This is a genomic window from Nakamurella flava, assembly GCF_005298075.1.
Classification (GTDB): Bacteria; Actinomycetota; Actinomycetes; order Mycobacteriales; family Nakamurellaceae; genus Nakamurella; species Nakamurella flava.
The window spans coordinates 1,525,912-1,548,156 of record NZ_SZZH01000001.1; the positions used below are offsets into that span (position 1 = coordinate 1,525,912).

Below are 22,245 nucleotides of genomic sequence, written 5' to 3' on the forward strand. Positions count from 1 at the left end.
TCCGTATGCCGGACAGCAACCCGCCCGGTACACCCGACGAGACCGCGGGGGTGCTCTTCACCGGTTCCACAGAATTCGATCGGTCCGAGTTGCGCCAGGTGGTCGAGCAGGTCACCCAAGGATCCGCCATCCGACGGGTGGAGGACCGGTACACCTACGTCGATGCAGGTGCCGACTACTCCGAACTTCAGTTCATCGTGGACTTCGGAGTTCCACTCCTCGAGTTCGCGGCTATTCAGCCGGTGGTCGCGTACCTCCGTCGGAAGTACCGGAGGCACGCCGAGGAGAAGCTCGCCAGGACCGCCGCAGACACCACCGACGAGCAGTTCGAGTCGGTCGCCGTCAAGGTGATCACGGAGCGGTACACGCTCCCTCGTGATCAGGTCTCCGCCGCCCTCACCGAACGGGGCTCGGACGGCACCGCGGCCATCGAGGTCGCGGTCGCCGCTCCGGATAGCCGCCGATTCGAAGTACACGTCCGGGTCTCCGATGACGGTATCACCGAGTTCTGTACGAGGCGGATCACATCAGGCGGGACTCGGTAGCATCGATACCCCACACCGACTTGGATATGATCAGCCGGTGATCGTGGACAGAATTTGTTCCGTGCCCCGGTGTGGTCGGATAGCGGACTACATCACCCCTCAGGATTTGTGCCAAACTCATTATGCCCGTCTGCATCGGAGCGGCGACATACAAGAGGATCGCCCGGTCGGCAAGCCCGGGCCGGTGCCTCGAGAGGGGTGCGAGGTCGGAGGATGCGATTCTCCCCACTACGCGAAAGGTTATTGCAATCGCCACTGGCGACAGGACCGCGCCTGGCGCTTGGGCCAGTAACCCAGCATGTCGGGAGAGAACAAGCGACTGGATCTCGTTTCACTGCCCGAGCGGCGCTCCCAGATCGCCGCTGAGACCCGATCTACGTCAGACGCGTCTCGATCGTCTACCCTGACGATCTTCTCTCGCATAGACGCTCTCAGCGCTAGCGCTTGTCTCGACCGCTAGTCGACAGACCGATCCATCGTCATTCCCTGACAACACGCCGGGTGACAGCGGAGCCTGCCTCAGTCAAGCAGGGTCATCCTGTCCCAATCGTCCTCGCGATCAGATCGACCGTGTATCAGTCGATCCTGCATCCGCTCACTCTCGGCCCGTAGATCCGCCGCTCGTCTTTTCAGTTGCTCGGCGTCCCGCACCATGGATCGCGCAAGCGCGATCGAGTCCACCGCACCCGGCACCCACGAATCGTCCGTCCTTCGAGGTTGCTCCCGGTCCCACTCCGGTTCCTCTACCGGCCACGGGTCCGCATCGTGGGCCATCGCGTCGACGTACCGTCCGGCCGGCCATTCGGCATCCCACGTCTGCGGCACCTCCGCCTCGGCCATCGGGTCCTTTGAGCGGAAATATCGCAAGAATGCCTCCTTCATCTTTTCTCGGTGTCGCCGCAGCCACCAGGCCAGCGGCCCTCGCAGCACCGCGTCTACCCGATTGAACAGTCCTTCGCGAGTGCTTTCTTGGTATCGATCATAAGAGGTACTTTTCGCGACCAGATACTCAGATTCTATCTCCGCATCGATGTCCCACAGATCGGTCTCCTCCCTGCACATCAGGAAATCCGAGATCCACCCGGTCAGATGCTGAATCCCCTTGCTCAAGGAAAAGAGGTGGATCCCATCGGATACCTCCGCGATTTCCTCATAAAGCTGCAGCGCACGCGCACGCGCCATCTGCACACTTGGATCATCCGAGTCCATCGCGGCGATCCCCAGAAGGTCTCCCCACGCCCACGAGGGATTATTCTCGGCCGAGTGAGGGTCATTCTTCTTGAAAAAGTAGGACACGTCATATCGGTCCAAAAACTTGATCAATACGGCTTCCGGTGCCACATAGCGGTCCTCACCGGTTACCTCACCCAGCGCCGCGCGGATCTCCTTCATCACGGCCGCCCGGAGGGCTTCCCGATACCGATCCCACGCGGGGTCATCCGCCGGGACGTTCTCCACCGGAAAGGCAAGCACATTCCGGTGCGGATGTATCCCGGGAATCTTCGCGGAAACTTCCCACATGTTCGCGGCGTATGCTCCGCCGATCTGCTTCCCGCAACTCTGCATCACCCGTGTCAGCCTCGGTGACAGAATTTTCCAGAATTCCCTCCGCTGCTCCCTCTCCACGTGCGGCGGCGACACACACATATAGAGGACCGGTACATCCTGATCCTCGCAGACGTAGGACAACGCAGTCAATGCCAGGTATCCCGGTCGCCGTCTTTTTCCACGGAATATGCGGCTTGCCCAGATCTTCCAGATACCCATTTATCTGCGTGTGAGAAGACATTCGCAGAGCGTGCGGCAGAGGATCGTGCAGCTTCCGCTTGCCACGGGCGGTGATCTCGTTGCCCATCACCAGCGAGCAGAATTCGGCGGCGGCGAGGTCCACTCCCGCCACGCGGACGAAATCGCGCTCAGATCGATTCTCAGGCCCGCGAAGACCAATAGAAGACGATCGCTTCGCTTTCGTCAGCTTGCGCCCCAGCAGCGCTCTCAGCGCTCTTCTTCGATATCTGACGACGCCGGGGGGAAGATCGACGCTGACAGTCACTGACATGATCTCATCTCGTTTGAAGTGAATCGGAAATGTAGCTCACGCCGCGCACCATTCCATAAAACTCATCAACGGCCGCGGGTGCCGCTCTGCCCATTCCACGAAAAGCTGCTCACCGGTCCGCATCGGCTGTTTCCTGTCTCGAGGTCGCACCCCGAGAGGGCACCTCGGCCCGAAGAAGGGGAGCAAGAAGCGATCAGCCACTACCGATCCGCGCCACTCCTCCACCAGGCGCCAGGTAAAGCAGTCGGGGTTCACGCTCCCCAGCTGCCGGCCCACCTCGATGTCACCGCCGTTGACCGCCACCGCCCACGGCTCCGGTAGGCCGAGCTCGAAGAGCAGATCCAGCCACCGAGCTTCCGTCAGCGGCTCGGAGATGACTAACCGTCGGTCCCCACCACCTGGTCCCCGCCGCGGTGATCCGGTGTCCCTCGGCGGGAGCAACGGCGTTCGGTCGCCATAACCTCCGGCAAGAACGACGTGGGCGGTCTCCTGACTCTCGACGAGGTAGATTTCGGGGCAGGGGACGAAGATCTCGCGCCTGAACCTTCTGGTCATTGTTGGTTTCCTATTCACTAGCTTCCAGGGCTAAGAATAGAATATCGACCGAATGACTATTTGAACAGTAATTGACTCGATTGGAATATCCGAGGGGCAATACGCTACTATCGAAAGAGTGTCGGGGCGGGCTGCTCCTCGTAGCTTCCAGGCGCGTTGGTTATATCCCGCCCCCACGCCCCAATCGGCGAGGGAGGCGAGATGCCCAGGCATTCCAATCGACCCAGAACTCGGGCTCCGGGCATCCCCCATGGGACACGCGCCGGGTATGTCTACCAAGGCTGCGGATGCCCCGAGTGTGTCGAGTGGAATCGAAAGGAAAAGGTCCGCGCCGAAGCAACGACCAGCCGCCAGATACGGATTCGGCTACACCGTATCCAGCGGCTGGACGCGCAACGCGAGGTGGCCGTGGCAGAGATTTCGGAGTTGCTCGCCATCGGTGATCCATCGGTGACGCAGGCGACCCTCCGGCAGGTCCACGCCACACTAAATCTTGCCTAGAGCATCCCGCGGGCTTTCGCTTCAGCTTCGTGGTGCGCCCGTCGCTGTGGCCGCGCGTGCCGCCCGGGGCTCAGCGGCGCCGGTTCCAGCGTCGCGCACCCGATCGGCTCCTCCGCCTCGGGATCCGGTCCTGCTGGGTCACCCAACAGGCACAACTGGCACCGCCCCCACGGATCGGACGGAGCGGGGAGGAAGGCAATCCTCACAGTGCGCTGGATCTTCCTTCGACTTTGCTCTCCTGACCATCTTGTCTCCTCAGGGCGGGGAATCGGATGGACGGAAGAATGGACCCGCATAACGCCCCGAAGCAAGCTATCAGTGCAAAGTTGCGCCGACCCGTTAGACTTTTCATCGTAGATTTCTAAGACATCGGACCTTTCAGGTAGGATGGCCGCATCGGGCATGTAGTACTATTCTCAGATAGCATTGCTAAGGATGTAGGACTATTCTACGAAGGCCCCCGGCCACGGCCGCAGGATGCGCTACGATCCAAGCGTCGATCTCACGACCCCCCGGGGTCCCGCCGCGAACGCCGCAGGTCGAGATCCGCCCCGTATGTCAGACAATGAACAGACGTCGTCAGATTCCAGTTGAGGGCCAGCGATACCGCGCACCGGGAACGCGGAGCCTCTCAACGGAAGGGCCATGGACAACGCGAACCAGGACATCAACTACGCGGCGGTCGTCGCGGAAACCCGAGCGGCGCAGGGTCTCCCGAAGAAGGTCGACCTCACCCGCGTTCACGCGGTGCTATCGGCGGCCGCATCCCGGGTGCGCGTAGAGCGGCATCAAGACGCGCCGGACCCGACATCTCGGCATCACGCCGCTTAGCGCCGACCGGTTCGACTAAAAGGGCCTGGTGTGCCCCGTCCAGCTCGACCCATCCCACCAGCGAAGGAGCGGGCCACCACCCGGGTCCTGGTACCAACCCATCGGAACAGATTGGATTACCGAGATCGGTCCCGTGGGTCGCTGAGCGTCAGCGCGGCCAACCGCACCCCTGGATCGGGCTACCAGCAGGACGACCCCTGCAATCGCCGCGCCGCCGAGAAGGAATGGCAGCACTGCGCCAATCGCGGAAAACACGAGTTGCGCCACCACCAACACCGCAGAAATGACCGCGACTACCGCGACCAGCCCGGCTATTAGAGAAGCGCCTCCACCCCCAGGTGAACCGCCGTCAGCTTCCGCCATCCGGCGGAGAGAGTCCGCTTGTGAACGTTGGTAGGCCTCCACCTCTCTCCGGTGCGTGCAGGTCGCGCACGGCCCACCGAACATCGATGAGTTGTGGGGGCACGTCATGGGCGCACCGTCGCAATCGGAGGGAGTGACTTCGTCACTCTGGGTTGATACGTCGCCACTTCTGGCTACCGCGCCCAGGCTAGCTCTACCCGATCAGGGTCGAACCGCGGCCCGGACAGTCTTCCCCGCGCCGACGGCTTCACCCGGATCTCGGCGAACAACGCTCGAATCGTCAACGACCTCTCCGCCTGGGTCGACGCCGCCCATGCCTCGGAGGTCGGCACCGCCCGCTCGACTCGCCGCCGACCGAGTGTGATCGCGTCCAACTGCGCCTCGACCGCGGCGATCTCACTATTTACAGCACGCTGTCTGTCCACGATCTCCTCAACGCGGAAGGCGCCGGATTCGGCGAGTAGGATGTGTTTCTTCGCCTTTTCCCGCAACCGCTGAATCTCCTCCTCCAGCGCCACCTGCAGCGAATCACTTGACCGCTTCTCGACGATGATCGGTGGACCATCTCGGATCACGGTCTCCACCACCCCGAGAATGAATTCCTCGATGGCCGATGCACTCACCGCGACGCTTCCACAGCCCCCGCCGCGGCCGGCCGATTGGCATTTATAGGTCGCCCGTGTCTTCAATCGACTAGGATTTTGAGCATCAATCTTGTCCGGGCTGAAGCCCATTTTCGAACCACATTTTGCGCACCGCAGGATGCCACTCAGCAGTGAACGCGGAGCCCTCATCGGTGTCGCTCCCCGTGTCGTCTGTCTAAAGACGGCCCTGACCGCTTCCCATTGTTCCGTGGTCAGGATCGCAGGCCACACCGCCGGACTTATCCGCCCCGGAGGCCGCTCCTCACCGGTCACCTCACCCGCACGCCGCCGCTCTGCCCACTCCCGGGTTGCCTTCTCCGACCGGTATTCCCTCATCCCAATGACTCTGTATGACTTCAGCGCATTCTTGAGCGAAACCGCACGGGCTCCCCGGCCGGTGGCGTCGTTGAACTTTCGAGTCGCGGCATTCAGGCCCATCCCGGCGATGATCATCTCCGCCGCTTCGATCAAAGCCGCCGCCTCGACCGGATCCACGGTGACACCGTCCGCCTCATATCCGATCGGGCGCTTGCCGCCGTGCCGCTGACCACGTTCCGCATTCGCTGAATACTTTGCAGCCAGCCTCTCGCTCTTGATCTGCATCTCCATCTGCGCAAAGGCAACCAGCACCTGAGCCAGCGTCCGACCCATCGGCGTGGAAAGGTCCAGCTCTTGGCCAGAAACCGTGACGATTCGCAGCGGCCGACCCCCGAGGGAATCCAGAAGCGTCTGGAATTGGGCCACCTGCCGGTAACATCGGTCCAGCGCCCACGCCAAGATCATGTCCACCTCGCCGCGGTGCACCATCTCCAGCACCAGCGGCCATTCGGTCCGCGAATCAACCGTCTTGAAGGCGCTCACGTCGTTGTCAGATCGCACCGCTACGACATCAATCCCCCGCTCACGGGCCAGCTTCTCGCACGAGCGGATCTGCTCCCCCAAGTTGACGGCAAGCCCGTCCCTGTCTTGGCTGATCCGGCCGTAGATCACCGCCCGCACGGGCTCACCTCCTACCTGTCGTCAAAGTAATAGTCGCAGACGCCCTGCTCCCCGACGGCAGCCGCCTGCACGCCGTCATCCCGGACATCACGCGCGAGCACCTGTCGGTCAACATCCGGAAGTTCGTCGTGGCGGCCAACGGCTTGGATGATCTGGTGGCCCTGGGCACCCTGCCGCCGGCCGCGGCCCGCTTCCTGGAGGCCGCGGTGGTCGCCGGCCTCAACGTCATCGTCGCCGGGGGCACGCAGGCCGGGAAGACGACGCTGCTCAACACCCTCATCAACTCGGTGCCGGCCCGGGAACGGGTCATCACCTGCGAGGAGGTCTTCGAGCTCCGCCCCAACCTGCCGGACGTCGTCGCCATGCAGACGCGTCAAGCGAACCTGGAGGGCCACGGCGAGATCCGGCTGCGCCGGTTGGTCAAGGAAGCGCTGCGGATGCGCCCCAGCCGGATCGTCGTCGGCGAGGTCCGGCAGGAGGAATCCCTGGACCTGCTGATCGCCCTCAACAGCGGCCTGCCGGGTATGTGCTCGGTGCACGCCAACTCCGCCCGCGAGGCGGTGGTCAAGCTGTGCACCCTGCCGCTGCTGGCCGGCGAGAACGTGACCGCCGGGTTCGTCGTCCCGACCGTCGCGGCCTCGGTGGACCTGGTGGTCCACGTCGGCAGCGAGCCCAACGGGGCCCGCCGGGTCCGCGAGATCGTGGCCCTGCCCGGGCGCGTCGAGGGCGGGGTCGTCGAGACGGAGGACATCTTCACCACGCGGGACGGGGTGCTGACGCGCGCCCAGGGCTACCCGCCGCACCAGGACCGGTTCGCCCGGCACGGCTACGACCTGACCGAGCTGCTGGAGGGTGGACGCCCGCAGCGCCGCTGAGCCGGCGATCCGCGCGACGCAATGCCCGTTCGCGCGGCGATGGGCACGCAACGCGACCAGGTCGAGCGGACGGGTAGGCTGCACGGTCGACACGGGGTGCCCCACCGGGGCTGAGAGAACACCCGTTGAACCTGATCTAGTTCGTACTAGCGAAGGGATTGTCGTTCCGTGCTGCCGTCTGCATTCGAACGTCCCACCGTCCAATCCACCGGTCCCCTGCTGTCCCGGCGGACCCTGCTGTCGGCCGCGCTCGCCGGGGCCGTCACCGTCGTCGCCGGTTGCTCGTCCGGCTCCGACCCGGCCTCCCCGTCGACCGCCGCCGGATCGTCCGGGGCAGGCGCGTCGACGTCCACCGTGCGGTTCGCCCTCGACTGGACGCCCAACACCAACCACACGGGCCTGTACGTGGCCCAGCAGAACGGCTGGTTCGCCGACGCCGGCATCGACCTGCAGATCCTCCCGTACAACACGGCCCTGCCCGACACGCTCATCGACGCCGGTAGCGCCGAGTTCGGGATCAGCTTTCAGGACGGTGCCACCGTCGCCCGGGCCGCCGGTGCCGACATCGTCTCCGTCATGGCCGTCCTGCAGCGGTGGGCCACCGCCATCGGGGTGAAGGCCGACCGCGCCGACCTGACCTCCCCCAAGGACCTGGACGGGAAGACCTACGCCGGGTTCGGTGGCCCCACCGAGGTCCCACTGCTCAAAGAGGTCATCAAGGACGCCGGCGGGACGGGCGAGTTCACCACCGTCACCCTCGGCACGTCCGCCTACGAGGCCCTCTACTCGGGCAGCGCGGACTTCACGATCCCGTTCGTCGCCTGGGAGGGCATCGAGGCCGAACACAACGGGACACCCATGAAGTACTTCGAATACACCGATTACGGGTTCCCAGACGCGTACTCCATCGTGGTGACCACGAACCGGACGTGGCTGGCCCAGAACCCCGACATCGCCAGAGCTTTCGTGCAGGCGCTGCAGCGGGGCTACCGGTTCGCCGCCGAGCAGCCCGACGAGGCGGCGCGCCTCCTGATCGCCGCCAATCCCGGGGTGTTCGCCGACGAGGAACTCGTCACCCAGTCGCAGCGCATGCTGGCTGAGAAGTACCTCAAGGCCGCGGACGGATCGGTCGGCACGCAGACCGCCCAGCAGTGGGCGACCTACGGCGGCTTCCTGTTCGACGCGGGCCTGCTCGTCGGCCCCGACGGCTCCCCCCTGTCCACCGCGCCCGACTACTCGACCCTGTTCACCAACGACTACCTCTCCACCTCGTCATGACGATCGGCACCTGGGCACGTCCGGGCGCCACCACCGACGACGGCCGACCAGCCGGGGCCGCCACCGGCAACCGTGGAGCGCGGAGGCGTCGGACGGTCGGCGCGGCCGTCCGGTCCGCGGTGCCGGCGGCCGCGGTCGTGCTGATCCTGCTGATCGGCTGGCAGGTCGCCGTGACCGTTCTGGCCGTCCGTCCGCAGATCCTGCCGTCCCCGGTGCGGGTGGTGCAGCAGGGCTGGCTCGACCGGGCCGACCTGTTCGCCAACGCCGTGGCCACCCTGGGTGTGACCCTCGCCGGGTTCGCCGTCTCGCTGGTCGTCAGCTGGGTCGTCGCGGTCGCCGTGGACTTCGTCCCGCTCCTGCGCCGGGCTCTGGTCCCCCTGCTCGTGGGATCGCAGACGCTCCCGATCATCGCCATCGCCCCACTGTTCATCATCTGGTTCGGCTTCGGGCTGCTCCCGAAGGTGCTCGTCGTCGTCCTGACCACCTTCTTCCCGGTCGCCATCGGGCTGATCGAGGGCTTCGCGGCGGCTGATCGGGACGGCAGCAAGCTACTGGCCGGGATGGGTGCCAGCCGTTGGCAGCAGTTCCGCTACCTGCGGCTGCCGGGGGCACTGCCCCGCTTCTTCACGGCGCTGCGCATCGGCATCACCTATGCGGTGGTGGCGGCCATCTTCGCCGAGTACGTGGGGTCGGCCAGCGGCCTGGGCATCTACATGGCGACGGCGAAGAACTCGTTCCGCACCGATCTCGTCCTCGCCGCGGTGGCCATCACCGCCGTCCTCAGCATCACGCTGTTCGCCCTGACCTTCCTCGTCGAGCGGTGGGTCTGCCCGTGGCGACGCCCGCGCCGCGGCGGGGCGGAGCGCCCCCGATGACGGGCGTTCGACCCGGTCAAGCGCCGGGCGGGGAGGCCGCTCCGCGTGGTCTGCACCTGGCCGACATCCGCCACGCCTTCCCGACCCCGGACGGCCCGCTGCCCGTACTCGACGGCATCACCGTCACGGTGGCCCCCGGCCAGTTCGTCGCCGTCATCGGCCCCTCGGGGTGCGGCAAGAGCACGCTGTTCGACATCGTCACCGGACAGCTGACTCCCCGGGCCGGGACCGTGACGGTGATCGGCGGTCGACCGCCGGGCGCCGCCGGCCCGGCGACGCCGCGCGGGCAGGTGGCGCACATGCCCCAGCGGGACCTGTTGCTGCCCTGGCGCACCGTCCTGGACAACACCGCGCTGGGTCTGGACGTGCAGGGTGTCCCTCGCCGGGAAGGCAGGCGCCGGGCCGCCGCACTGTTCGCCGACTTCGGTCTGGACGGGTTCGAACGGGCCTACCCGGACGAGCTGTCCGGCGGCATGCGCCAGCGGGCGGCCCTGCTGCGCACGATGGTGCAGCAGCGCCCCATCGTGGCGCTCGACGAACCGCTGGGGGCGCTGGACTCGTTGACCCGGTCCGATCTGCAGGTGTGGTTGCAGCGGGTGTGGACCGAGCATCCCCGGACGATGCTGATGATCACCCACGACATCCGGGAGGCCCTGCTGCTGGCCGACCGGGTCCTCGTGCTCTCGCCCCGGCCGGCCCGCATCGTCCGCGACCTGACCGTCGACCTCCCCCGCCCCCGGGACCTGCGGGCCGTGACCACCCCGGAGTTCGTCGCCCTGGAAGCCGAACTGCTCGACCTGCTGCACCACACCACGGGCGGGCGTCCCCGGTAGTCCCGGAGACACCCGCCCGTGGTGGTCGGCCGCAACGGCCGGTGCTACATCTCGTCCACGGAGCGGACACCGCCCGGTCCGTTGGCAGTCCGGGCCTCCAGCGCGGCGGACACCACGGCCTTGCGGTCGGCCCCGAACGACGCCGTCAGGGCGGCCGAGACGGCACCCTCGACGAACGGCGTGTCGACGATCGTCACCCGCTCCCCGAGTTCGGGTTCGAGGAACTCGACCGCGGTCTCGGTGGTCAGGTAGCCGCTGCCGAGGTCGTAGAGCAGCACGACCCCGTCACCGTCGCCGTCGTCGGCCTGCTGCACGGCGGCGGTGATGGTGTCGAACGAGGTGCCGATCCCACCGTCCTCCATGCCGCCGGCCGCCACGATCCGCACGCCGGGCGCCATCTGCTGGGCGACCTCCAGGACGCCGGCCGCCAGCTGGGCGCTGTGCGAGACCAGCACGATTCCGACGCTCACGCCCCGCCCCCCGCAGCCGCATCGGCCATGGCCCGGAGTAGCAGGGACGCACTCGTGGCCCCCGGATCCCGGTGCCCAATCGACCGCTCACCCAGGTAGCTCGCCCGACCCTTGCGGGCCTGCAGCGGAGTGGTCGCCTCGGCACCCTCGGCGGCGGCGTCGGCCGCCGCGGACAGCACCGCTGCGGCGTCCCCACCGCTGTCGGCTGCGGCAGCGGCGGCCTGCACGGCCGGCGTCAGCGCGTCGACCATGGTCTTGTCGCCGGGCTCGGCCTTGCCGCGGGCGACGACGCCGTCCCGGGCCGCGGTCAGACCGGTGACGACCAGCGCACCGTCCAGTTCCGAGGCGTCGCCGATGGCGGTCGCCGCGCGGAGGAAAGCCGTCCCGTACAGCGGACCCGAGGCACCGCCGACCGTGGAGATCAGGGTGGTGGCGACGAGCTTGAGCACCGCGGCCGGGGTCTCCGGGGCGCTGGCGTCGAGCTTGGCAACGACGGCGGTGAAGCCCCGAGCCAGGTTCTCCCCGTGGTCACCGTCGCCGATCTCCCGGTCGAGGCGGGTGAGCTCGGTCTTGTGCTCGGCGGCGGCGGCGGCGGCCGCCCGCACCGCGGCGACGACCGTTCCGGCGTCACAGGTCATGTCGAAGTTCAACTCCCCATAGTCGCCGGCCGCCCTGGCCGGCTCGATTGATGGCCGCGGTCACCCGGGCCGTCGATGATCATCGACCGTTGATGCGGTCGCCGCCCACGATCCTGCCCTGCGGCCCGCCGGACGGCCAGGTGCCGGTCCGATCCATCGGCCGCGATGTTCAATCGGCCGGTCGCCCGTCCCGCTGGTAGATGTCGGGGACCCCGTCGTGGTCGTCGTCGCGGGCCTCTTCCTCGCACATCAGCCGGTAGCGACGGTTGCGCAGCCGGAGCAGAACAGTGGCCAGGACTGCGGCGACGATCGAACCGGTCAGCACCGCGATCTTGACGTGGTCGTCGGCAACCGGGTCGGCGAAGGCGAGTTCGCCGATGAGCAGGCTCACCGTGAAGCCGATGCCACCGAGCAGACCGACCCCGATGAGGTCGGGCCACGTCAAACCGGTCTGCAGCTGCTGACGGGTGGCCTTCGCCGCCACGAAGGTGCCGACCAGGATGCCGATCGGCTTGCCGACGACGAGACCGAGCATGATGCCCAGGGCGATCGGGTCCGTCAGGGCCCCGGTGAACCCGGACCAGCCGGCGACGGTGACCCCGGCGGACATCAGGGCGAACAGCGGGACCGCGACCCCGGCCGACAGCGGACGCCACCGGTGCTCGAAGCGTTCGGCCATCCCGGCGGCCGACGGACGCCGGGACCGGACCGGAACGGTGAAGGCCAGCAACACCCCGGCGACGGTGGCGTGCACCCCGGAGGCGTGCACCAGGGTCCAGGTGGCCAGGGCCAGCGGCAGCAACAGCCACCACGAGCTGACGCCGCGCTGGACCAGGACCGCGAAGGCGGCCAACGGCAACAGCGCCAACCCCAGCATGAGCAGGTTCAGCTCTGAGGTGTAAAAGAGCGCGATCACGCAGATGGCGAGCAGGTCGTCGACGACGGCCAGGGTCAGCAGGAACGTGCGCAGGGCCACCGGGAGATGGGTGGCGATGACGGCCAGCACCGCGAGGGCGAAGGCGATGTCGGTGGCGGTGGGGATCGCCCACCCGGTGGGTGCCGTCCCGCCCGCGATCACCAGGTACAGGACCGCGGGGACGATCATGCCGCCGACGGCGGCCACCACCGGGACGACCGCCCGCGACGGACTGCGCAGATCACCGGCGACGAACTCGCGTTTCAGTTCCAGACCGGCGACGAAGAAGAAGATGGCCAGCAGGCCGTCGGCCGCCCAGGTCGACAGCGACAGGTCCAGGTGCAGAGCGGACGGGCCGATCACGATCGCACCGAAGGTCGTGTAACCGTCGGCCCACGGCGAGTTCGCCCACACCAGGGCGGCGACCGCGCCGATGAGCAGCAGGATCCCGCCGACGGTCTCCCGGCGAAGGACATCGGCGATCCGCCGGGCCTCCGGCCACGAACCCGGCGAGAACGCAGCGCGCAGCGGGGAGGGTGCGGGCGGTCCGGTCATGGGCACTCCTGGAACATCTCGCGGACGCGACCACGGGATCGTGTCGCGTTCCGGCCGACCAGACTTCCCGGCACACCGTGGACCAGCCTATCGATGACGAGCCCGGGATCGGACCACACGGCCGGCCGGGCGCCCGACGCGCGCCGGTCAGTAGGGCGGGGTGCCGAAGACGGTGACCGTCGACCCGGTGGACAGCGCGTCGAAGAACGCCGCCGAGGCGTCCCACGACAGATGGATGCAGCCGTTGGACTGCCGGGACAGGCTGCCCTGGTGGAAGGCGATGTCGCCGTCGAAGAACACCGAGTTGGGCATGGGTGCGTCGTTGAAGAGGCTGGACTTGTGGTCCTTGTCCTTCCAGAACACCGCGAACGTCCCGGTCCGGGTGCGGGATCCGGCCTCGCCGGAGGTGACGGCCACCGGCCCGTAGGTGACCGCGCCGCCCGACTGCAACCAGGCCTGCTCGTTGGTGAGGTCGACGCAGGCCTGCGCGGTGGCCGGGCACGGGTTCGACGCCTGGACCGCGGCGGCGCCGGCCTGGTTGGGGTTGACCGGCGGCGCGGTGACCGTGAAGGAGCTGGTGGCGGTGGCCGGGTCGAACCGCATGTCCCCGGCGTAGGCGACGCTGACCTCGTGCTTGCCCTCGGCGGCGGCCGGCATCGTCGCGGTGAACCGGCCCTGTTCGTCGACGGCCCCCTGCCCCACCACCGCACCGTCGACGGTCACGGTCACCTGCCCGGTCGGCGACTGCGGGGTGCCGATCACCCGGGTGGGGATGGTGGCCGGCCGGCCGGGTTGCACACCCGTGACCTGGCCGATGGAGATGTCCACGTCGGTCGTGGTGGTCCGCAGGATGAGCGAACCGGTGGCCGGTGCGATCCCCGCGTTGCCGCCGTAGCTGACGGAGTAGACGTGTTCCCCGGGATCGACCGTGTTGTAGAACGCCAGCGTGGCGGTACCACCGGCGTCCGTCGTGCCCTGGGCCAGCACGGTGCTGCCGTCGTTGACGCTGATCGGGCCGGTGAGATCGGCGCCGGGGGTGGCGGTCGGAGCCGCCGCCGTCAGCGTGAAGCTGCTGTTGTCGCCGTACCGGACAGCGGTCTTTGCCGTCGCCCCGGTGACGGTGGACGCCGCGGGGCCGGCGGGCTGCGGGGCGGGTTCGCTGGATGCCGTACTCGACCCGGGGGTCACCGATCGCTCGGTCGGCGCGGCGGACGGCGCCGGCGGTCCGGCGGTCACCGTCGTCGCCGAGGGACTGGTCGCGGCCTGCTGACGCACCCCGTCCGCACCGCTCCCGCAGCCGGCCACCAGCAGCAGTGCCGCCGTCCCCACCAGGGCGACGCGACCCATCCCCGAGCCCCCGGCCCACCTGCTGCTGTTCATCGCCCTGCCCCCTGTGTCGCGTCGACCCGACCTCACGGCCGGTCGGGCGGGACAGTACCGCGCTGCCCCGACAGCCTGGACAGTTTCGTGACCGCTCTCGCAGCGGCCACGATCGTGGTCCCGGCGGCCGGAACCGACCGGGGGTCCTTGGCCCACCGGTGGCCGCGTGCGAACATGTGTCCATGACTGGACGTCCGGACGGAGAGCGGTCCGGCCCGCCCGCGCCCCGGACGGCGGCGACGATCCTGCACGCCGATCTCGACGCGTTCTACGCCTCGGTGGAGCAGCGGGACGACCCGTCGCTGCGGGGGCGTCCGGTGATCGTCGGCGGCGGGGTCGTGCTGGCCGCCAGCTACGAGGCCAAGGCCCGGGGGGTGCGCACGGCGATGGGCGGTGAGCGGGCCCGCCGGCTGTGCCCGGAGGCCGTCGTCGTACCGCCCCGCATGTGGGCGTACTCGGCCGCGAGCAAGGACGTGTTCGGGGTGTTCCGACGGACCACGCCCCTGGTCGAGGCGATGTCGATTGACGAGGCCTTCCTCGACGTCGGCGGGCTGGGGCGGCTGGCGGGGGCGCCGGCCGACATCGCCGCCGGCCTGCGGCGGGCGGTGCGGGAGGAAGTCGGGCTGGCCATCACCGTGGGGGTGGCCCGGACGAAGTTCCTGGCCAAGGTGGCCAGCGGGGTCGCGAAACCCGATGGGCTGCTACTGGTCCCGCCGGAGGGCGAACTGGACTTCCTGCATCCGCTGCCGGTGCAACGCCTGTGGGGGGTCGGTCCCAAGACGACGGCCAAGCTGCACGACCACGGCATCCGCACGGTCCGTGAGGTGGCCGCTCTGGGCCGGGCGGGATTGGTCTCACTGGTCGGTCAGGCCGCCGGGCATCATCTGCACGCCCTGGCCCACAACCACGACCCGCGGGCGGTCGTGGTGGGCCACCGTCGCGGGTCGATCGGGTCCCAGCACGCCCTGGGTCACCGCACGCGGGACCCGGCCGAGATCGACGCGGTCCTGATGGGGTGCGTCGACCGGGTGGCCCGCCGGCTCCGCGCGGCGGAACGCTCCGGCCGGACGATCACGCTCCGACTGCGGTTCGGCGACTTCACCCGCGTGACCCGCTCGCACACGCTGGCCCGCGGGACGTCGTCCACCGAGGTCGTACTCGAGACGGCCCGTTCGCTGGTGACCGCCGCGATGCCACTCATCGGTCGGGAGGGTCTGAACCTGGTGGGCGTCGCCGTCAGTGGCTTCGACGCCGACGGTGCCGAACAGCTGGCGTTCTCGTTCGACCGCCGGGCGGACGAGCGGCTCGACCGGGCGTGGGACGCGGTGCGCGGCAGGTACGGGGCGGGGGCACTGACCCGGGGCACGCTGGTCAACCGCGGTACCGGCCTGGAGGCACCGCTCACCGACGACTGACCGGAACCCGCTGTCGGTGACCCGTGGGAGGGTGCGGCCATGAGCGAGATCGCCGGCCGCGGGGCCACCGGACTGCGTACTGGTGTCGTCATCAGTCAGGCCACCGTGCACGAGTTCGTGGACCTGGCGGTGGCCGCTGAACAGGCCGGGTGGGACGCCGTCTTCACCTGGGAGGCGGTCTGGGGACAGGACGCCTGGGTGACGCTGGCCGCGGCGGCCGTGCGCACCGAGCGGATCCGGCTGGGCACGCTGCTCACCCCGCTCCCCCGGGTCCGCCCGTGGGAGTTGGCCGGCCGGGCCGCCACGCTCGACCAGCTCTCCGGGGGCCGGATGCAGCTGGCCGTCGGGATGGGCGCCCTGCACGACAACTGGCTGGCCTTCGAACGGGACGAAGGCCGCCGGACGCGCGCTGAGAAGCTCGATGAGGGACTTGCTGTCTATGACGGATTGATGCGCGGCCAGCCGTTCAGCTTCACCGGCCAGCACTATCAGGTCCGCCCCACCGACCTCATGAACCCGCCGCCGCCCGTGCAGCGACCCCGGGTGCCGGTCTGGGTGGTGGGCGCCCACCCGGCCCGTCGCTCACTGGCCCGCGCCGCTCGGTGGGACGGGCTGCTGGCCACGAAGGTCGGGTTCAGTGAGACCACCGCATTCGGCCCGTCGGACCTGGCGGACGTGGTCGCCGCCGTTCGGCCGCTGCGGGAGGAAGCCGGCCTGCCCTGGGCCGGATATGACGTGGTCGCCGAAGGGGTGAGCGGTCCCGGCTCGGCCGGCGACGGTTGGGTGGCGGAATGGGTCGCCGCCGGCGCCAACTGGTGGGTCGAGTCGGACTGGACGATGGGCGACGACGCCGTCGCCCGGCACCGTCGAAGGATCGACGCCGGTCCACCCCGGGTTTGACGCGACGAGCCGACGACCGCTCGGCCCCGTCATTCCGCGAACGCGTCGGGCAGCTCCAGCTGCACCTCGCAACCGCCTCCGTCCCGGCGGCGGATCGTCACCGTTCCGCCGTACGCCTCCGCCCGGGCTCGCATGGTCGAGATGCCGAAGTGCCCGTCCGGCGAGGACTCCCGGTCGCATCCGATGCCGTCGTCCTGGACGACGACGACGAGCAGCGGTCCGCGCCGTTCACCGGCGACGGTCAGCTGGCGGGCCTGGGCGTGTCGGCGGGTGTTCATGATCGCTTCCCGCACGACCCGGTACCCGGTCGAGGCTGCCGCCGGAAGGAGCGGATCGGCCGCCGCCCGGACGGTCACCCGGACGCCGGTACCCATGAAGAGCACCTGGGCGATCTCCCGGATCGCCGGCCACAGCCCAGCGCGCAGATCCGGCGGGGTCAGGCCGACTTTCATCAGATCGCGCAGCCGTTGTCCGGCCTGCTCCAGCAGGTCGAGCGAACGCTCGATCTCGTCCCGGGTCCCTGGGTCGAGATGCGGCGCGACCAGGTCCAGACGCAGGGTCGCGGCCACGATGAGCTGCAGGGGGTCGTCGTGGACCACCTCGGCGACGAGCGAGCGCTCGCGGTCCTCGACGTCCTCGAGCTGTTCCAACAGTTCGTCGCGCTGCTCCCGCAGGTCCTCGCGTTCGTCGACCAGTCGGTGGAGCCGCTCGGCCCGGGCGTGAAGGAGGCGGCGTGCGCGGGCCTGCGCCACGGCCGCGCCGGCTCCATCGGCCAGCACCTGCAGCAGTCCCTGATCGGCGGGGTCGAAACAGCCGGCAGTGTCGGGTCGGAACACGGCCAGTGCGCCGGCGACCCGACCGCTCAGGCGGATGGGGGCCGTCAGATGGTGGGTCACCGACATCTCCGCGAGCGAGAAGATCGACGCGACGGCGGATCGTCGGCTCGGAGGGTGACCCTGGCAGCTGCGCGGCAGCGCGGTCACCGCGGCCTGATCGACGTCCCGCACGGGCCGCCCGCCGGCCGCACCAGGCTCTTCCCCGGTCGGCCGGCGCGGCATCGATGCCTCATCGTCGGCGGGTTGCCGATCGACGGTGACGCCCCGGGGATCAGGTGGAGCCACGATGTCGTAGTCGCAGCCGTCGCCCTCGGTGTTCAGAACGATCATGTGTGCGGAGCCACCGAGGGAAGCGGCGACCAGTCGGGTGATGCGATGCAGCAGTTCGCCGGGCCGGGCGCTAGCGGCCATGGCCGCGCCCACCTGCCCGAGAACCAGCAACCGATCGGTGGTGGCCTGCGCCACCGACCGCTCCTGCAGTCGAGCCACGTCGACGCTCGCCGTGACGTCCATGTGCCAGGCACGAGCCGGGCGACGGTCCGCGGAGGCTCCGTCCGGCCGGACGACCGCCTGCAGGTGTCTCGGCTCCCCGGTGCTGCCGTGCACGATGCGGTAGGTGACGACGCGGTGCGCCGGACCGAGACCGGTCATCCACGTTTCCCAGGTCAGTGCGGCGGCCGGGCCGCCGACCGGCAGCACGGGATCCACGAGCACACTCGGCGCCTCGTGCTGCTCCACCCCCCACAGCATCAGCAGGTCGCGGTCGAACTGCCATCCGGACCCGTCCGTCCATTGGCTCCCGCCGATGACGGGCGGTGGTGCGGTCGGGCCCCCGTCGGAGTCCTGGTGCATGTCGATCACCCCTGTCTCGGCTCGGATCACACCTCCGGACCGTAGGTCTGACCCAGCCCGAATTGCCGCCTATGACGCTTCTGTCACCTGACCGGTATGCCTGACCACCCCGTGGCCCCCACGGAGCCCGCGGGCCACCCGCCGGACACCACGAACCAACCGGACGGCGGAGCGGCTGCCGGTGGGCGCGAACCCCATTCCACGTAACGACGAACCCCGTTCCCTCCCGGGGAAGAGCCGGCCGGGAATGAACCATTCCGGGCGGTCGCGATCCACGAATCGCGAACAGTGATCACCGCATCGAGATATCCGGCATGCCGAAACTCTTCGCAACGAGGGCCATTGCCGGGGAGTTGTCCACAGCCGGACGATCACGTATTCATGGCTTTCACATCTGCTGGTTAACCTCCGGTCGTCCGCAGTTCGGCACCGATAGGAGGAGGCACGTCATGGGAGCACTCGTCGGCCTGCTCCTCGGTGTCGGTCTGCTCCTGGCGTGGACGGGCGTCACCCGCCGCAACCGTCCCGACCAACCGCGCCGTGATCACTTCCGCCGCACCCGCGAACACCTGCACCAGGCCGGCCTGACGACCATCAGCCCGGGCCAACTCATTGCGCTGCAGGCACTCTCCCTGCTACTGATCGGGCTGTTGACCCTCCTGGTCACCACTTCGGTCAGCGTCTCGACGCTGTTCGCCGTCGCGGGAGCCGCCCTGCCCCGCATGCTGGTCAACCGCCTGCGTCACCGCCGGCAGGCCGACCTCCGGGAGCTCTGGCCCGAGGTCGTCGACAATCTCACCTCCGGGGTGCGGGCCGGCCTGTCCCTTCCCGAAGCGCTGGCCGCCATCGGTACACGGGGACCCGAACAACTGCGGGAGCCATTTCGGCAATTTGGCTCGGACTACCGCACGACGGGCCATTTCACCACCAGTCTCGATCGCCTGAAGAACGCCCTGGCCGACCCGGTCGGCGATCGGATCTGCGAATCGCTGCGCGTGGCCCGGGAGGTGGGCGGTACCGATCTCGGCCGGCTGCTGGCCACCCTGTCCGGGTTCCTCCGTGACGACGCCCGGACGCGCGCGGAACTGCTGGCCCGGCAGACGTGGTCGGTGAACGCGGCACGCATGGCGGTGGCCGCACCGTGGTTGGTGCTGCTGCTACTGGCCACCCAACCGACCACCCTGCAGGCCTACGACTCCCCGACCGGCACCGCCATCCTGGTCGGCGGGGCGGTGCTGTCGGTCGTCGCGTACCGCGTGATGATCCGGATCGGGCGACTGCCGGAAGACCGGCGGGTGCTGCAGTGACGGTCCTGGTCGGTGCGCTCCTCGGCGGGCTGGTGGCCGTCGGCGTGCTCGTCGCCGTCTTCGGTGCGCCCCCGATGCGTCGCACCACCCTGGCGGACCGCATCGCCCCCTACCTCAGCGACGCTCCACCCCCCTCGCGCCTGCTCACCGGCGACCCGTCGACGGGCACCCGTTCCGCGCTCGTGGTCCTGCTGCGGCCTTTCGTCCGGGACACCGGACGTCTCATCGACCGGCTCCTCGGCGGACGTCAGTCGGTGGAGCAACGGCTGGCTGCGCTCGGCTCGTCGCAGACGGTCGACGGCTTCCGCGTGGAGCAGGTGCTCTGGGGAGCCATGGGCGCCGGCGGCGCGATCGCGCTGAGTTTGCTGGCCGTGCTCTTCGGCCAGAGCAATCCACTCGCCCTGCTGCTGGTCATCGTGGTTGCGGCGGTCAGCGGCGTGCTGGCCCGCGACTGGTGGTTGACGCGTGAGGTCGAGCGGCAGGACCGCGAGATCCTGGCCGAGTTCCCCGTCATCGCCGAGATGCTGGCCCTGGCGGTCGCCGCCGGCGAAGGACCGATCGGGGCACTCGACCGGATCACGACACTGGCCCACGGCCCGCTCATCGATCAGCTCTCCAGCGTGCTCGCCTCGGCCCGGTCGGGCACCCCGCTGCTGACGGCACTGTCCGACCTGCGCGACCGCACCCGGCTGGAGCCGCTCGCCCGGTTCGTCGACGGCATGGCCGTGGCGATCGAGCGCGGCACCCCGCTGTCGGACGTGCTGCGGGCCCAGGCCGCCGACGCCCGCGCGGCAGCCAAGCGGGAGCTGCTCGAGGCCGGCGGCCGCCGGGAGATTGCGATGATGATGCCGGTCAATAGCTAGCCGTAATCTTTCTGCATGACAGCTGACCTACCGGCCGGGATCTACGCGCGAATCTCATCCGACGATGAGGGCCTCGGCCTCGGCGTCCAACGTCAGATCACCGACTGCCGGACGGAAGCCCAACGGCGGGGCTGGACTGTCACCAGCGAGTACGTCGACAACGACGTCAGCGCGACCCGATCCAAGGTCCGCCCCGAGTACCAGCGGATGCTCCGTGACGTCGTCAACGGCCGAATCAAAGCCGTCGTGGTGTGGGACGTGGACCGCCTCACCCGCACCCCCCGCGAACTCGAGGACGTCATCGACCTCGCCGACCGCCAAGGCCTCGCGCTTGCGTCCGTCGGCGGAGACATCGACCTCTCCACCCCGCAGGGCCGACTGACCGCACGGCTCAAGGGCTCCGTCGCGCGCCACGAAACGGAACAGCAGTCCCGTCGGCTGCGTCGCAAGTTCGATGACCGAGCCGCGGAGGGCCGCCGGCACGGGCGTGTCCCGTACGGGTACGCCCCATCGGCCGACGGGCCGGACCAGCTCGACCCCCACCAGGCTGGGGTCATCGCCCTCGCCGCAAAAATGCTGCTCGCCGGCCAATCGCTGCGTGCTGTCACCGCCGAACTCAACCGGCGGGGTGAGCCGACCCCGCGGGGATCGGGTGTGTGGACATCGACTCAGCTGCGTCAGGTGCTGCTGCGTCCGCGGAATGCTGGCCTTCGCGTGCACCGAGGATCCGTGCTGGGCCCCGGCGACTGGCCCCCCGTCTATGACGTCGACGTGCACGACCGGGTGCTCGCCCTGCTGACGGACCCGACCCGGCGAACGTCGCGCGGCGCGGAGCGAAAGCACTTGCTGTCTGGTCTGGCGATCTGCGGTCGGTGCGGGGACGACGACATCATCGTGAATGTGGGCCGCAAGTCGAGGGGCAAGACGCAGCCACCCGCTTACGTGTGTCGGTCGTGCACGCGGGTCCGCCGAAAACAGGCCGCCGTCGACGAGGTTGTTGAAGGGGTGGTCGTGGCGCGGCTCCAGCTGCCTGATGCGCTGGCGGTGTTGGCGGCGGGTGATCCTTTGGTGGTCGAGTCGGCGAGGGCTGAAGCAGCTGCTCTGGAGGCTCGGCTCGGACTTGCGGCCGATCAGTTCGCTGACGGGGCGATTACCGGCGACCAGTTGCAGCGGATCTCCGCGAAGCTGCGTCCGCAGATTGACCACGCGAAGGAGCGAATGAACGCCGCGATGCCGACCCCAGGGATGGCCGAGCTGGCCGGCGTCGACGCAGGGTCCCGGTGGAGCGTTGCGCCGTTGGAGGTTCGACGTGCTGTTATCGACGCGCTGTGCACCGTGACGATCATGCCGGCTGGGCCGGGGAAACCGTTCGACCCGGAATCCGTCCGCATTCAGTGGAGGTCATCATGACCCGCCGCCGAATCACGGTGGTTTGCGACCGCCACGAACCAGCTGCACTGATCGGGGTGCTCTTTCCGCCCACTCGTGGTCCCGCGAGTCAGGAGGAACTGACGGCGGCCGTCCAACAATGGATCAGCCTGTTCAGTTGGACCGAACCCAACCTTCCAGCGGACGAAGCTCTCCAGAAGGCGGAGCGATTGGCTCGGAAGAACGAACGCGCGCAAACCGAGATCACGTACGAGTCGAACCGGGACCGCCGCACGAGGGCAGGGACGTTCAGGACGACCGTCCGTGACGGCATCTACGCCGAGACTGGTCGAGACAACCAGCGCTACTTCGTCTTTCGGTGTAAGC

General features: G+C 68.7%; 17 protein-coding genes, 1 pseudogene and 1 riboswitch. Of the genes and pseudogenes, 10 read left to right on the top strand and 8 right to left on the bottom strand.

The features are described from left to right. Window positions 1-5: 5 nt before the first annotated feature. Window positions 6-545, top strand: coding sequence for a hypothetical protein (locus tag FDO65_RS06900; RefSeq protein WP_137448629.1), 540 nt, complete (start codon window positions 6-8; stop codon window positions 543-545). Window positions 546-1,064: 519 nt separating this feature from the next. On the opposite strand, the gene FDO65_RS06905 is transcribed toward FDO65_RS06900, so the two are convergent. The 3 genes from FDO65_RS06905 to FDO65_RS06915 form a co-directional block, all read right to left on the bottom strand. Beyond that, window positions 1,065-2,312 carry a hypothetical protein gene (locus FDO65_RS06905; protein ID WP_137448630.1) on the bottom strand — a complete coding sequence of 416 codons (1,248 nt, stop codon included), beginning with the start codon at window positions 2,310-2,312 and terminating at the stop codon, window positions 1,065-1,067. A gap of 2,194 nt (window positions 2,313-4,506) precedes the next feature. After that, window positions 4,507-4,962: a DUF2510 domain-containing protein gene (locus tag FDO65_RS23285; protein WP_420847503.1), complete on the bottom strand. Its 456-nt coding sequence runs from the start codon at window positions 4,960-4,962 to the stop codon at window positions 4,507-4,509. Between the two features lie 65 nt (window positions 4,963-5,027). Next, complete coding sequence (locus FDO65_RS06915; protein ID WP_137448631.1) at window positions 5,028-6,497, bottom strand: recombinase family protein; 1,470 nt, start codon at window positions 6,495-6,497, stop codon at window positions 5,028-5,030. A 38-nt stretch (window positions 6,498-6,535) separates the two neighbouring features. Here FDO65_RS06915 and FDO65_RS06920 point away from each other — a divergent pair. From FDO65_RS06920 to FDO65_RS06935, 4 genes and pseudogenes are all read left to right on the top strand, one after another. Then, window positions 6,536-7,372 (top strand): annotated as a pseudogene (locus FDO65_RS06920) (CpaF family protein); the annotation flags it as partial. 82 nt (window positions 7,373-7,454) lie between these two features. Beyond that, a riboswitch (TPP riboswitch) is annotated at window positions 7,455-7,548 on the top strand. A 43-nt stretch (window positions 7,549-7,591) separates the two neighbouring features. Then, window positions 7,592-8,650 carry an ABC transporter substrate-binding protein gene (locus FDO65_RS06925; RefSeq protein WP_420847523.1) on the top strand — a complete coding sequence of 353 codons (1,059 nt, stop codon included), beginning with the start codon at window positions 7,592-7,594 and terminating at the stop codon, window positions 8,648-8,650. After that, complete coding sequence (locus FDO65_RS06930) at window positions 8,647-9,525, top strand: ABC transporter permease (protein ID WP_137448632.1); 879 nt, start codon at window positions 8,647-8,649, stop codon at window positions 9,523-9,525. The genes FDO65_RS06925 and FDO65_RS06930 overlap by 4 nt, the downstream gene beginning before the upstream one ends. Next, window positions 9,522-10,358, top strand: a complete 837-nt coding sequence (locus FDO65_RS06935) for an ABC transporter ATP-binding protein (RefSeq protein WP_137448633.1) — start codon at window positions 9,522-9,524, stop codon at window positions 10,356-10,358. Before FDO65_RS06930 ends, FDO65_RS06935 begins: the two co-directional genes overlap by 4 nt. Window positions 10,359-10,402: 44 nt before the next feature. Here FDO65_RS06935 and dhaM read toward each other — a convergent pair whose 3' ends face one another. The 4 genes from dhaM to FDO65_RS22445 all read right to left on the bottom strand — a co-directional run bounded on the left by dhaM (window position 10,403) and on the right by FDO65_RS22445 (window position 14,317). Continuing rightward, the gene (gene dhaM, locus FDO65_RS06940; protein WP_137448634.1) at window positions 10,403-10,828 is read right to left on the bottom strand and encodes a dihydroxyacetone kinase phosphoryl donor subunit DhaM; all 426 of its coding nucleotides are present in this window, start codon (window positions 10,826-10,828) and stop codon (window positions 10,403-10,405) included. Next, entirely contained in the window at window positions 10,825-11,466 is a 642-nt protein-coding gene (gene dhaL / locus FDO65_RS06945) for a dihydroxyacetone kinase subunit DhaL (RefSeq protein WP_137449572.1), read from the bottom strand. Before dhaL ends, dhaM begins: the two co-directional genes overlap by 4 nt. A gap of 169 nt (window positions 11,467-11,635) precedes the next feature. Then, on the bottom strand, window positions 11,636-12,937 hold the full coding sequence (nhaA, locus tag FDO65_RS06950) for a Na+/H+ antiporter NhaA (RefSeq protein WP_137448635.1): 1,302 nt from the start codon (window positions 12,935-12,937) through the stop codon (window positions 11,636-11,638). A 147-nt stretch (window positions 12,938-13,084) separates the two neighbouring features. Further along, window positions 13,085-14,317, bottom strand: coding sequence for an Ig-like domain repeat protein (locus FDO65_RS22445; RefSeq protein ID WP_205849827.1), 1,233 nt, complete (start codon window positions 14,315-14,317; stop codon window positions 13,085-13,087). A gap of 182 nt (window positions 14,318-14,499) precedes the next feature. On the opposite strand from FDO65_RS22445, the gene dinB reads away from it, so the two are divergent. Further along, a complete protein-coding gene (dinB, locus tag FDO65_RS06960) occupies window positions 14,500-15,732 on the top strand; it encodes a DNA polymerase IV (RefSeq protein WP_137448636.1) in 1,233 nt (410 codons plus the stop codon). Window positions 15,733-15,771: 39 nt separating this feature from the next. After that, entirely contained in the window at window positions 15,772-16,632 is an 861-nt protein-coding gene (locus tag FDO65_RS06965; protein ID WP_137448637.1) for an LLM class flavin-dependent oxidoreductase, read from the top strand. Between the two features lie 29 nt (window positions 16,633-16,661). Here FDO65_RS06965 and FDO65_RS06970 read toward each other — a convergent pair whose 3' ends face one another. Next, window positions 16,662-18,320 carry an ATP-binding protein gene (locus FDO65_RS06970; protein ID WP_137448638.1) on the bottom strand — a complete coding sequence of 553 codons (1,659 nt, stop codon included), beginning with the start codon at window positions 18,318-18,320 and terminating at the stop codon, window positions 16,662-16,664. A 449-nt stretch (window positions 18,321-18,769) separates the two neighbouring features. Between FDO65_RS06970 and FDO65_RS06975 the strand changes: the two genes are divergently transcribed. From FDO65_RS06975 to FDO65_RS06985, 3 genes are read left to right on the top strand one after another with little or no spacing between them, the layout of a single operon-like run. Beyond that, the gene (locus FDO65_RS06975) at window positions 18,770-19,627 is read left to right on the top strand and encodes a type II secretion system F family protein (protein WP_137448639.1); all 858 of its coding nucleotides are present in this window, start codon (window positions 18,770-18,772) and stop codon (window positions 19,625-19,627) included. Then, window positions 19,624-20,490, top strand: coding sequence for a type II secretion system F family protein (locus FDO65_RS06980; RefSeq protein WP_240757466.1), 867 nt, complete (start codon window positions 19,624-19,626; stop codon window positions 20,488-20,490). The genes FDO65_RS06975 and FDO65_RS06980 overlap by 4 nt, the downstream gene beginning before the upstream one ends. 15 nt (window positions 20,491-20,505) lie before the next feature. After that, window positions 20,506-21,900: a recombinase family protein gene (locus tag FDO65_RS06985; RefSeq protein ID WP_137448640.1), complete on the top strand. Its 1,395-nt coding sequence runs from the start codon at window positions 20,506-20,508 to the stop codon at window positions 21,898-21,900. The last annotated feature ends 345 nt before the right edge of the window (window positions 21,901-22,245 follow it).